This window comes from Mesorhizobium sp. M0698 (assembly GCF_040320455.1).
GTDB lineage: Bacteria > Pseudomonadota > Alphaproteobacteria > Rhizobiales > Rhizobiaceae > Mesorhizobium.
Genome location: NZ_JAMYPQ010000030.1, coordinates 19993 through 32093, shown reverse-complemented (window position 1 = coordinate 32093; position 12101 = coordinate 19993). Strand labels below are relative to the sequence as shown.

The window sequence follows — 12101 nt, the reverse complement described above, 5'->3', positions numbered from 1 at the left end:
CAACCGATTGCGGCCGCCTGACGGTCTCCGTTCGAACCCGTTTCCAGTCCATTCCGTCAACCAGAGCCATGAGCTGAGCATGATTATGTTGACCGCGTAGACGACCATGCTTCGGCAACCAACCTTCCGCACCAAAAATCGCCTGCAAATCTCGCTATTAGACGACGGTATTACTTTTTGGGCCTCCATTTGGCCGCTGCAACAGAAGGGCTGGCGTCGAGCGCGCCGGCCATCGACCAATGCGACGGAGTTCCCGCTCGCCCGATCACATTGGACGTCGACAACGGACAACTCACGGGATAGCCTCGGACCGCCAGGTCGAGGTTTCCTGCTTGGCCGTCTGGCCAAAAGGCCGGCGCACGCGCACCGGTCGTGACGGAAAGGAACGCGCGCTTGCCCCGAAATCGTCCTTTGTCACAATAGCGCATTCTGCTGTCATAAACGCTCCCCCACACGAAGACCCGGTCAATCCACCCCTTCAGAATAGCCGGCATCGACCATCACCACAGGGGGAACTGAAAAATGACTAGGTCTGCCCTATCGAGCTGATCGATGGCGCGGATGACCTCTGGAGGCAAAGCGCCCAAGTTTGAGGCGTGGCGTTGTTCAGATAGCACGCTAAAAAAGGCCCTGTTTAAGCGCTTGACATAGCGATGCTCGGCTTCAAGCGGCTCAAATGCTTCTCGATAGAGATCCAGCAATTCTACACTATTACCATTCATCTCAAGTCTCTCCTGGGCGCCCCGAGCCAATTGAGCGTTCAAAGAGTTCTGTTCAGGGTGTGCCAACAGAATCAGCGCATGCATGCGTCTCTCACTATCCTGTCACATGACAGGAATTTGTAGGCAACTCAGATTTTATAGCGTTAGTCTCGGATCGCCAGCGCCGTCTTTACCCAGTCTCCAACTTTAAGGCGATAAAGTACCTGACGTCGCAAGGCTTCCACTCCCTGGACACGTCGCAAGGCTTCCACTCCACCTGGCAGATCAAAATCATCTTGTGGGTCATGACTCATTCCGAGTCGCTCCATTACGCGCCTTGAAGCCAAGTTCTCAATGAACGCATAAGCGACTACTTCGCTCAATCCAACTCGCTCGAAACCAAATGAAAGTGCAGCAGAGGCCGCCTCCGTTGCATATCCTCGCCCCCAGTACTCAGGATGCAACCGCCAAGCGATTTCAACCGCTGGTGTGAAGTGAGTCTGATAGGGAACATTCATAAGCCCACAGAACCCGATACCCCCGCCAGTACCCAAATCTTCGAGCGCCCAAATGCCGTATCCATACGTTCTGAAATGATCCCGTTGAACGTTTCTCCACGCCTCGATCGCGGCCCGATCAACGAATTGCCCTAGGTATCTCGCAACTCTCGGTTCGTCATTCATCCGAGCGAAGCTGTCGACGTCTTCGTCCTTCCATTCCCGCAGTAACAGGCGTTTTGTTTGCAGCATCGCTAGTCCTCTTGAACATTGACATTGATGGTACGTATATCTTCGCGAAGCCATACTGCGTGTGATGTTACTTTAACCTGGGCCTCCCCAGCCCTGTTTGGCAACATCGCACCAGCAGACCACAGGGCGCTTCTCAGGTCTCACGAATACCGCGCAAGCGCTCTGAACGCCTCCGCAGAAGCTCCATGGTAGTCAACATGATGGCAGCGAACAGGATCAAAACGGTGGCGGCGGCCAGGATGGTCGGACTAATCTGCTCACGGATCCCGGAGAACATGACTTTCGGCAAGGTACGCTGATCGGGGCCCGCGACGAAGAGGGCAACCACCGTCTCATCAAAGGAGGTGCCGAAAGCGAACAGCGATCCAGAGATCACGCCTGGAAGTATGAGTGGCAGCGTGACTTTGAAGAAGATAGTTACGGGTGTGGCACCAAGCCCGGCTGCTGCGCGAGTTAACGAATGGTCGAAACCCGTTAAAGTCGCGGTCACTGTGATGACAACGAACGGAGTGGCCAACATTGTGTGTGCCAAGATCAGCCCGGTAAAAGTGTTCAACAAGCCGACATCAGCATAGAAAAAATAGACTCCAACAGCGGTGATCACGACTGGGACGATCATTGGCGAGATCAGCAGACTCATCACGGCCGTGCGCCAAGGGAATTTCGGCCGGCTAAGGCCAAGTGCGGCAAGTGTGCCTAACGCCGTAGAGAGGATTGTGACCGATACGGCGATGAAGATCGAATTGTATAATGCGCTTTGCCAGCGATCAGTCAGGAAGAATTCCTCATACCAGCGGAACGAGAAAGCTGGCATCGGGTATGTGAAAAATGGCACCGAATTGAATGAAAGTGGAATTATTGCGAAAATGGGTGCGATAAGGAACAGCAACACTGCGCCGCAAATGAGTCGATGTAAGTAGTACCAGACTATTTCCGTTCGAGAGGCATAAGGAAAAGCGGTCATCGCTGTCACCCCACCTTGATCTGGTCTACGCCGATCAACTTGTTGAACACATAATAAAGCAGAAGCGTGGCTGAGAGCAGGACGGCGCCAAGGGCCGAGGCCATGCCCCAGTTGAGATCCTCGTTCGTGTACCTGGCGATGAAATAGCTGACCATTTGGTCTCCCGGGCCGCCGACGAGCGCGGGAGTTATGTAATAGCCTAAGCAAAGAACAAAGGTCAGAAGGGAGCCGGCCGCGATCCCCGGCAACGTCTGCGGGAAGTATACTTTCCAAAAAGCGTAGAACGGCCCAGCGCCGAGCGAGCGCGCGGCGCGCACATGACTCGGCGGGATCGTCTTCATCACGCTGTAGATTGGGAGCAAGGTGAAGGGCAGTTGAATATGGGTCATAGCCACGACAGCGCCGATTCGGTTAAAGATGAGCTCAGCGGGCTGCGAAATTATATGCAGCGTTATAAGAGCGTCGTTCACGACGCCATGCTGCTGCAGAAGCACCACCCATGCGGTCGTGCGTACAAGCAGCGAAGTCCAGAGCGGAAGCAATACCAATATCATCAATAGATTGCTGGTCTTACTTGGCAGAGCGGCCAGCAGATAGGCTACCGGAAAGCCCAGGAGCAGGGTCGTAGCGGTCACTCCGATACTAATGCCAAGGGTACGCAGGAACACGTTTTGGAAGATCGCGGTCTCCGGCGGCGAGGAGACAATCTGACCATCGGGACCGTACTGGTGGTCGACAGAACGAAGTAAGTAGTAGGCTGTATAGGCGGAGGCTCCACGTTTCAGCAGGCTCCAGACGTCGTGCTGGCCCCAGAGCGGATTGATCTCGATCAGCGCTGTCTTGTATGGGCCGGCGGAGAGTTCGCGCGCCTTCCGCGCGCTCGATACCACTTGGCTGCCGACGCCGGACAGCTCGTAGTTCATCCGCTTGCCGATCGTGCCCGCAGTCTTCTGGGCGAAGGCCTGCTTCAGATCGGCGACGAGGGCCGCATAAGCCGTCTCGTCCGGCAGGTCTTTGCCATCCCAGCCGTTAAGAGCCGTCATTGTCCGGGGCAACAGGGCCTGAAGTGTATCATCGTGGACAGCGTTGAACATCATCCGCCCGATCGGTAAGATGAAGGTGATTCCGATGAAAAGCAACAGCGGTAAAACGAGGGTAAAGGCCTTCAGCTTGCGCCGACGCTCTACGCGTTGCAACGTGACCCGAAGCGGAATGCCACTGGAGCTTCCTGCAGTGTGAGCGGACATCATGGCCATTCGCTTTCTCCTCTAATCCTCAGCGGAACCCGAGAGAGGGAATGAACCCTCTCCCGGTGCACCTCACTTCTTTTACTTCGCGAGCCACGCGGTAAAGCGTTGACGCAATGCGTCGCCGTTGTCAGCCCAGAAGTTAAGGTCCATCATCATAGCGTTGGCCATATTCTCTGGGGCCGTGGGCAGATCAGGCAGGACCGCCGGGTCGACCAAAGCGACCGCATCCTTGTTGGCTGGCCCGTAGGGCATGTTCCCGCTGAAATTGGCCTGCGCCTGCGGTGAGGCGGCGAAAGCGATGAACTTGTGAGCATCCTCCAGCCGTGAGGTTCCCTTGGGCATAGCCCAGACATTCACGCCGAGTCGCTGAGCATCCCACATTATTGCGAAGTGTTTGCCGTCGTTCTTGTTTGCGTCAGAGATCCGGCCGTTCCCGGACGTGGTCATGACGACTTGGCCGTCGGCGAGAAGCTGCAACGGCTGGGCGAAGGACACAAACCAGACGACATCCTTCTTAATCGTGTCTAACTTCTTGAACGCGCGATCGACGCCCTCGGGCGTGCGAAGTACCTTATAGACGTCCTTGATGGGCACCCCGTCGGCCATCAGAGCCCATTCCAGGTTGCCCCACGGATCTTTAAACAGTCCGCGTTTGCCGGGAAATTTCTGAAGATCAAATAGGTCGGCGATCGACTCCGGGCCATTAGGCAGCTTGTCCTTGTCATAGGCGACGACCTCGGAGTAGACGTCAGTCGGCACGCCGCAGTCAGACTTGTCGCCCTCCATGAACTTAGCCCGGTCGAGACCAATTTTTTTCCAGTCGATAGGTTCGATAATTCCTTCGTTACACAACGTGATGGCGTAGGACAAATCAGTAACTATAACGTCCCAAGTCACGCTCTTGGTCTCGACCATGGCGCGGACTTTGGCGGGCTCGTCCAGATATTCGTCCTCGGTGATTTTAACGCCGGTCTGCTCGGCATAAGGCTCGAAATAAGCCTTGCGCTGCGCCATCTGATAGCGCCCACCCATCGAGACTACCGATAGCTGGTCGTCTGCAAATGCTGGTCTCACAGGCATAAGCCCGCCGATGAGTTGGCCCGTCACGGCCACGACGCCCGCAATCATCAATGACTTTTTCATTTTCTGCTCTCTCCCTTTGTTTGGCCATACCCCAGGATAGGGCGCCCCTTGCACGAAGACTCGCCAACCCGTTCGCGACGAGCCTCGGTTCCTCGTCACGGCGCGTTGAGCGCCCGACAATCCTCCGCTTTCCAGCCGATGGTGATCACCGCACCGGGCTCGACACGGGCCAGTCCTTCCGAATTCGGCAGCTTGAGCACGAAGTCATCATGGCCGCAGACCGAGACCCTGATGCGCAGGTGGTCGCCCAGATAAATCAGTTCCGCAACTTGCGCATTGAACACATTTGGCAGCGAGCCCGGTATCGGGTTCAGCTTCACTCGCTCGGGCCGCAGCGACAGCACGGTTGGCTTTCCCACACCCTCGATATTTACCGCCAGCGCCAGCACGTTGCCGGCGCCGGGAATCTCTACTTTGCAGGTCGCACCATTCACGGCCACAACGTTGCCTTGCAGCCGGTTGTTCTCGCCGATGAACTGGGCGACGAAGGCGTTCCGTGGCCGCTCGTACAGTTCGGCCGGCGTTGCGAGCTGCTGGATGACCCCGTCGTTGAACACCGCTATGCGGTTGGACATGGTCAGCGCCTCGCTCTGGTCATGCGTCACATAGACCACTGTGACGCCGAGGCTCTCGTGAATGTGTTTGATCTCGAGCTGCATCTGCTCGCGCAGTTGCTTGTCCAGCGCGCCGAGCGGCTCGTCCATCAGCACGAGCTTGGGGCCGAAGACGAGGGCGCGGGCGAGCGCCACGCGCTGCTGCTGCCCGCCGGAAAGTTGGCCGGGCCGCCGCTTGGCAAACGCGCCGAGCCGGACCATATCGAGCGCCTGTTTGATCTTGGCTTCGGTCTCGGCCGTGCTGAGCTTGCGTACTTTAAGAGGAAACGCGAGGTTCTCTTCTACCGTCATATGCGGGAAAAGCGCATAGTTCTGGAATACCATTCCTATGTCGCGCTTGTGCGGCGGCCTATTGTTAATGGAGTGCCCCTCCAAAAGGATCCGACCCCGGGTGGGCACCTCGAAGCCTGCCAGCATCATGAGCGTCGTCGTCTTGCCGGAGCCTGACGGTCCAAGCATGGTCAGGAACTCGCCACGGGGGATTGTCAGATTGAGATCCTTAACGACTAGCGTCTCGCCGTCGTAGGTCTTTTGGACTCCCGCGAACTTTACAAGAGTATCGAGCACATCCTGCGCCGTTTCTGCTGAATCTGGTTGCGCTTCAGCGCGTACCGCTTCCGCAGACCATCTAGGCTGCCCTGACGATGCGCCTGTATGCCTGTCTGTAGCAAGGCGTGTCGTAGACATGTCTTCTCCTCCATTCGTCTGCAGCTTCCCCACAACTCGCTGGGATGGAATCCCATCTGGCACCGTCAAGTTGCCATCACGACTGTAGGAAGAACTCAGCACTTGTTCCCTTGAACTCTTAAACGAGCTCGTTTCGAATTTAATTTTTGTGAACGATACGACACGGTGGAGAGCGATTTTCATCAAATCCGATGCACCTCTGAAACGTAGGGCACATACCACATGCGCGATTTGCAACATGTCGACCGCTTGGGAGGTGTCGACCTCAGAGGGCCGTCTCTGTGTTCTTCAGGCGTCGAAGATTTACTCTTTCTCGCAGCCGCCCACCTCACAGCATACGTTCCGCACCATCTTAGGATTTCTCCGCGCACTTTCGATACAGCGGCGCACCGTGCCTGATGATGGACGGAGGTTTTCTAAGCGGGGGCTTCCTGGTTCTCCCGCTCATAACCAGGTTTGAAACGGAGAACCGTGTGCAGTACCGGCTTTGAAGCGAGAAAAGGCGAAAAGGCGATGGGCTCAGCCCACCAATGGAGTGGGCTGCAAACCCAACATCACCTAAGTTTGCGTGCAGCGCCGGCGGACGGGATCGCTGTCATAAGCGCGGATCTCGCACAGCGTGACTCTGACCCCCGCGATCCCCCCTGCCCGTCGGTTGACACGATCGGATGCAGCTTGCGGCCAGAAGCAGCGCTCGGGGCGGGCTGAAGATCACACTCAGCCCGCCCTCGTACCCAACAGTGGCGCCAGACTAGGCGACGCTCTTGGCGGCGTTAGCGCGACTTGCCTCCCGCAACTTCAGCAGGCCAATAATCGTCTCATTGCGTTCTTCGATCATCTGGGGAATCGTCCTGCCGCCAATCACTTCTTCAGCTTGACTTACGATGAGATCGCGAAGCTCCGGCGTCCAGTCAGGCAGAGGATGCTCGGTAACGAATGGCGCCCGCCACTCTACGGCCCCGTGGACGTCCATGGAGGCTCCGAGGCCCTTGTCGCCAGCTGCAAGATGGAAGGTTGCAAATGGCCCCATAAATGCCCAGCGTAGTCCCAAGCCATGAGTCAGACAGTCATCAATCTGCGCAACCGTGCACTGGCCAGCTGCGACAAGATGCAAAGCTTCTCGAAACAGCGCGATTTGAAGTCTGTTTATCGCAAAGCCGTAGATTTCCTTTTCCATGCGGAGGACACGTTTACCAACCGCTTCGAAGAAGGTGCTTGTCCAATCCAGAACTGCCGTATCAGTTTTCTCTCCCCCGACAATCTCAATCAACGGTATGAGATACGGTGGATTTACTGGATGCGCGACCACGGTACGCTCTGGATTTTTGCAACGCTTCTGGATCTCCGTCATCGGGAATCCGGAGGTACTTGAACCGATCACGATATCGGCGGGGACGAGACGATCGAGCTTCTCGTATACACCTATCTTTAGATCGAGATTTTCTGGCACGCTCTCCTGCACATATTCGGCATCCGACACAGCGTCTTCAAGGTCTGTGGTAAAACGCAGGCGCTCCCGCGACGCACCAGGTCGAATGCCGATCTTCTCCAGTACTGGCCACGCCTGATCTAGCAAGCGTTCGAGGAAACCGGCGGCGTCCTTACCTGGGTCTTGTGCTATGACGTCATATCCGCTCGCAAGAAACTGAGCGACCATCCCACCGCCGATGGTACCCGTGCCTATGCAAGCTACGCGTTTAACGTTTTTTGGATCGGGCCGTGTCATCGGTTATTCCTCCTTGTGAATCTAGCTGGCATTCCCAGTAGTCGAGAGATCACTGAACCCTGGGTTCGCATTCCATTTCAAATCCAGTCAACCACGCCTCCAAGTATTGGAAACGCGTAAGCAAAACACAGCTTGGCTAGGACGCCTCGCTGCTGCCCGGCGTCCTGTGGTCGACTGTTACCATGACCTCAGTCGGCGCTCTGACGTTATCGAGAACTGGGCAGCATCGCTGCACAATTTCTAACAACTCAGCGATTGTTTCTGGCTTCTCATTGCTCACGATATTCACCTTGACGGATATACCGTGGAATCCAGATCGGATTCCTTCTTTCGTCCCGAAGAAACCTTGCGAGTTTAACTCGGCCGACAAATCTACACCAATCGCAGCAACATTGATCCCCATATATTCTGCGTAGACGCGGGCAGTAACCTCAATGCTGGCGCCGATTGCGGCCAATAAGACTTCGGCCGGATTCGGCGCTGCACCCGTTCCTCCAAAGCTAATGGGCTCGTCGATTACGAGATTATGGCCACCAAAAACCGACTCCGACCTCAATCCGACTACCTGCTGAGTTTTCCCTGACATCACCTCGATGCAGTCAGCGGGGTTTCCCGTGGCAGATGCGGTACGTAGTTGAGCAAACACCTGCCCAAGCGTTGAAGTTGGTACTCTCTCAGTCATGTCATTCGCCAAAGGTAAGATGAATAATTTCCCAAAAGGGACCTAAATTTGCGCGACAGCATAGGATACAAATGGGTTGCCTGCGATGAAGTCCCAGACAACTTCCTTGGTGGATCTGCTATCGCACCCTCATCGGGGAGGAATGGGTCTGCGCGCCTTCCAGAAGAGAACTGTCGCTCGAGGTTTGCGACATGAAGGCGACTTCAGTCGTCACCACACTTCCTTACAAACTCTGAGGAAGTTACCAGACATCACCTTCCTCACCGCATCCTCTGGGTATCCATGATCGAACATCAACTGAACCAGGGTGATCACATCTTTCGGACGCTGGAAGCGGAAACCCTTGAAGGTTGAATTATCGAAGTCCGGCCATTCGGCTCCGATATTCCGAGCCCATTCGTCGAGTCTGTCCGTTTCAAAGACGAAATCGAAACCAAATCCTACGTGGTCCGGCCCGATCAACTGAACAACGTGATCCAAATGCTTGAAGATTGCCGACATTGCGCCAAGGCCATCACCGATATAAGCGCTATTGCCTGAAAGGCCGATAACACCACCATTCTTAGCTAGCGCCTGGAGTTGATCGTCGCGAATGTTCCGGTAGTGCTCATGCACGCCCATTATGCCGGCGTGGGAAATCATGACTGGCCGGGTCGCGATCTCGAACACGTCCATCGTCGTCCGGTAGCCGGTGTGCGCAAGATCGACAATCATCTTCAGTCGTTCGATTTCTTTGACCACCTTCGTTCCAAATGTGGTAAGGCCGCCGTCTGCCCTGTCTGAGCAACCACCACCCACATAGTTCGACGCATTGAAGGCGAGCTGAACCACCCGCAGGCCAAGCTCGCGGAAAGGCTCCAGAACTCCTAGATCCTTACCAAACCAAGCAGTCCCATGGGTCTGCATCCCAACAGCCAACTTGCCCTCTTTTTTGGCGCGAAGCACATCTTCCACCGTGAGGGCATGGATGAACACGTCTGGCCTGGAGTGGATCAACTTCCTTTGCCACGCAATCGCCTTCATCGAAGAATCGATGTTCATCGAATCTTCCGTCACGCCAACGGCAGTGAAGCTGACGCCAGCTTGGATATAATCATCTAAATACTTTACAGGGCACCCGTAAGACTGATCCTGCGGATCCAGAGGATAAAGCATGTCCCAAACAAGGTTCTCGCGCCAAAATTTCTGCGTAGCTTCTGAGATCATTCCACACTTCCTTCTTAGTCACGCTCCCCAGCACCCATCGGCCAGAGTAGGAGCAACGCAATTTTCTCGCCGAGGATCGCAATAGGCCGAGAGCGATACACTATGGATGCCACCTCCGTTGAAGCTAATTTCGTCAAAAATAAGAGACGGTTGAAATGACGACTGCAAAAAAGAGGATGAATTGCAAAGTCCTATCGCTGACTTGGCCGGATGAAGGCAGATGCCTTCATCGTCGACGTCAGGCGCAGAGATCAGCCTGTCCTTGGCGGTATAAATTGGGAGCCAACTATACCGCTCAATATGAAGACGCCTCGGACCATGACGTACAGTATGTTTTATCCGCGTTTCACAACGCCAAGTATTGCCCGGGCTTCAGCAGGACTCGCTACACTGGCACCGAGCCGCTCTATAATTTGAACTGCATTGTCGACGAGTTCTGCGTTAGAGGCCAGTACACCCCGTCGAAGATAAATGTTGTCTTCTAAACCAACTCTCACATGGCCACCCAATGAGGCAATCTGTGCGACCATGGGCATTTCGCTGGCTCCGCAACCGAAGCCGCCCCAAATCGCACCGGAAGGCAACAGCTCCTGCATAGCATGTAAAGCGGCAGGCGTAGCCGGAGCTCCATAGCCGGTGCCAAGGCAGAATTGGAAAAGAGCCGAACCTTCGATTAAACCCTCTGAAATCAACCTTTTGGCTGTTTCAACGTGGCCAAGCTCGAAGCATTCGAGCTCAGGCTTGACCCCTGCCTTTCGCATAAGCTGTGCCATTGCTCGTAAATCGGACATCCGCCCAACGTAGATATGTTCGTCGAACGCCATCGTGGCGCAGTCCAGAGTACTCAGCTCTGGCTGAAGTTTGACGGCATGTAGGCAGCGGACCGTTGGACTTTTAAGGGTGGTGGCTGCTCCGACCTTGATCGGGTCGACAGAGTCCAGCACCAGTTCTCCGTCCATTCCGCATGTCAGGTTGATGATGACATCAACCTCGGAGTCCCGTATTTGCTTCACAACCCGCTCGTAAAGCTCAAAGCGGTTCGATCCCACGCCTGTATCCGGATCGCGAACGTGAATGTGAACTACTGAGGCACCTGCCCTCGCGGCCTCAAGCGCCGCCTCCGCTATTTGCGACGGGGTCTTCGGAACGTTTGGGTGCTTCGCGAGCACTGCACTGCCACCTCCAGTGACTGCGCATGTGACGATAACCTTCTCTGCCATCAAGTGCTCCTATTCCGCTATACATTGCATACACAGACGTACTGACTTCGACGTCCAGTTCGTTCTATCCCCGCCTGCGTCAGTTGCCGCGCTGCGACACCGCTTTGCGGGCTGTAACGTTTTCACGCTCGTGGACTGCCCCGATTTCGGCCTGTCCCGCCAGAGTCGTCATGGCGCTTCGCGGTGCTCCTGACGGGCGAGTTGTAGACGGGATACGGCGGATCGGGATCGCCAAGGCGTACTCCCTAACGCACTAACGGGAGCAGCGATTGAGACGTCTCGACCCTCGACGATTGCACAAACGATTGACTGGTTCTCGCATACAGGTCGGAATGCCTGGCACTCAGCCACCGAGAAAAACGCCATCTCCGACGAGATTGACAGCCCCGGGCACGCTGAGTTTCCTTACACGTGCGCTTCCAGGGTATATGCCGCTCCAATCACAAGGCAACGAGTGGCTCCTTGTCCACTTCATCACAAATCTCGTCGCTCCCCAACTCAGGACCGCCCAAAATGAATGATCGAGGTCCAGAACTTGCTGAGCTATACGCATTTTTGTTCACCAACCTGTCGCCGGCACGGCCATTATGAAGGCTCAATTTTGTCGCTTAGGATGGCAGCACGGATGGAAGCAATCACACCAAAATGGTCGGCTCCCTGATTTGTTTCGTTCAATAACGCTCACGGTGTGAAAGCTCGACGCCAACTCTCCGAGACCGATCGGGTTCGGAGAAGACCGCCTTCCCCTCGAAATAGCCCGTCCGCCAAGCATAGATCGCGTCGTCGAATGCCTCGTTAACGGCGTTGCCGTACCATGTCGTGACGATGCGATAGACTTTGCCGAACAGCGCCGTGCCCATGCGGATGTTTTCGCAGGCGCCGACAAGGTCAGGCTTCAGCTCGGACGGGTCCGAGATCCCGAAGCCCACAGGGTACTGCGTGATGATGACGCGAACCACTGCCTTGCCGACATACTGCCGCATGACGGTCATGGCGTCGTCCGGCGAGCCCCGCTTCGGAACCAGCACAACGCGATCGCCCGACCGGACGGACCGTCAGCGGATCGGACGAACCGGCCTCGGCGATGAAGCGTTCGACGATCGCCGGCTTCAAGGCGGGGTCCGCGCATTTCTGGATCAGGGCTGCGTCGATCATTTGG

Annotated in this window: 9 protein-coding genes and 2 pseudogenes; all 11 read right to left on the bottom strand. The window is 55.8% G+C overall.

From position 1 onward, the window contains the following. Nucleotides 1–170: 170 nt before the first annotated feature. Nucleotides 171–806: pseudogene (locus tag NKI16_RS31125) on the bottom strand (NAD(P)H-dependent oxidoreductase). Nucleotides 807–865: 59 nt separating this feature from the next. Beyond that, a complete protein-coding gene (locus NKI16_RS31120; protein WP_352924395.1) occupies nt 866–1450 on the bottom strand; it encodes a GNAT family N-acetyltransferase in 585 nt (194 codons plus the stop codon). A 133-nt stretch (nt 1451–1583) separates the two neighbouring features. Then, nucleotides 1584–2414 (bottom strand): ABC transporter permease, encoded by an 831-nt coding sequence (locus tag NKI16_RS31115; protein WP_352924393.1) that lies wholly within the window; start codon nt 2412–2414, stop codon nt 1584–1586. Nucleotides 2415–2419: 5 nt separating this feature from the next. Continuing rightward, nucleotides 2420–3670: an ABC transporter permease gene (locus NKI16_RS31110; RefSeq protein ID WP_352924391.1), complete on the bottom strand. Its 1251-nt coding sequence runs from the start codon at nt 3668–3670 to the stop codon at nt 2420–2422. Between the two features lie 72 nt (nt 3671–3742). Further along, nucleotides 3743–4807: a polyamine ABC transporter substrate-binding protein gene (locus NKI16_RS31105; RefSeq protein WP_352924389.1), complete on the bottom strand. Its 1065-nt coding sequence runs from the start codon at nt 4805–4807 to the stop codon at nt 3743–3745. Nucleotides 4808–4902: 95 nt separating this feature from the next. Further along, nucleotides 4903–6108: an ABC transporter ATP-binding protein gene (locus tag NKI16_RS31100; protein WP_352924387.1), complete on the bottom strand. Its 1206-nt coding sequence runs from the start codon at nt 6106–6108 to the stop codon at nt 4903–4905. 751 nt (nt 6109–6859) lie between these two features. Next, nucleotides 6860–7834 carry a 3-hydroxyacyl-CoA dehydrogenase NAD-binding domain-containing protein gene (locus tag NKI16_RS31095; RefSeq protein WP_352924385.1) on the bottom strand — a complete coding sequence of 325 codons (975 nt, stop codon included), beginning with the start codon at nt 7832–7834 and terminating at the stop codon, nt 6860–6862. A gap of 136 nt (nt 7835–7970) precedes the next feature. Continuing rightward, nucleotides 7971–8516 (bottom strand): OsmC family protein, encoded by a 546-nt coding sequence (locus tag NKI16_RS31090; RefSeq protein ID WP_352924383.1) that lies wholly within the window; start codon nt 8514–8516, stop codon nt 7971–7973. Between the two features lie 210 nt (nt 8517–8726). Next, nucleotides 8727–9722: a dipeptidase gene (locus NKI16_RS31085; protein WP_352924381.1), complete on the bottom strand. Its 996-nt coding sequence runs from the start codon at nt 9720–9722 to the stop codon at nt 8727–8729. Nucleotides 9723–10057: 335 nt separating this feature from the next. Beyond that, nucleotides 10058–10942, bottom strand: a complete 885-nt coding sequence (locus NKI16_RS31080) for a beta-keto acid cleavage family enzyme (protein WP_352924379.1) — start codon at nt 10940–10942, stop codon at nt 10058–10060. Nucleotides 10943–11661: 719 nt separating this feature from the next. Beyond that, nucleotides 11662–12097 (bottom strand): annotated as a pseudogene (locus tag NKI16_RS31075) (lysozyme family protein); the annotation flags it as partial. Nucleotides 12098–12101 lie beyond the last annotated feature (4 nt).

What these genes read in the sequence shown, in the direction of transcription:
- NKI16_RS31120 (WP_352924395.1), bottom strand. Translation starts at nt 1,450, where the DNA reads ATGCTGCAAACAAAACGCCTGTTACTGCGGGAATGGAAGGACGAAGAC.
- NKI16_RS31115 (WP_352924393.1), bottom strand. Translation starts at nt 2,414, where the DNA reads ATGACCGCTTTTCCTTATGCCTCTCGAACGGAAATAGTCTGGTACTAC.
- NKI16_RS31110 (WP_352924391.1), bottom strand. Translation starts at nt 3,670, where the DNA reads ATGGCCATGATGTCCGCTCACACTGCAGGAAGCTCCAGTGGCATTCCG.
- NKI16_RS31105 (WP_352924389.1), bottom strand. Translation starts at nt 4,807, where the DNA reads ATGAAAAAGTCATTGATGATTGCGGGCGTCGTGGCCGTGACGGGCCAA.
- NKI16_RS31100 (WP_352924387.1), bottom strand. Translation starts at nt 6,108, where the DNA reads ATGTCTACGACACGCCTTGCTACAGACAGGCATACAGGCGCATCGTCA.
- NKI16_RS31095 (WP_352924385.1), bottom strand. Translation starts at nt 7,834, where the DNA reads ATGACACGGCCCGATCCAAAAAACGTTAAACGCGTAGCTTGCATAGGC.
- NKI16_RS31090 (WP_352924383.1), bottom strand. Translation starts at nt 8,516, where the DNA reads ATGACTGAGAGAGTACCAACTTCAACGCTTGGGCAGGTGTTTGCTCAA.
- NKI16_RS31085 (WP_352924381.1), bottom strand. Translation starts at nt 9,722, where the DNA reads ATGATCTCAGAAGCTACGCAGAAATTTTGGCGCGAGAACCTTGTTTGG.
- NKI16_RS31080 (WP_352924379.1), bottom strand. Translation starts at nt 10,942, where the DNA reads ATGGCAGAGAAGGTTATCGTCACATGCGCAGTCACTGGAGGTGGCAGT.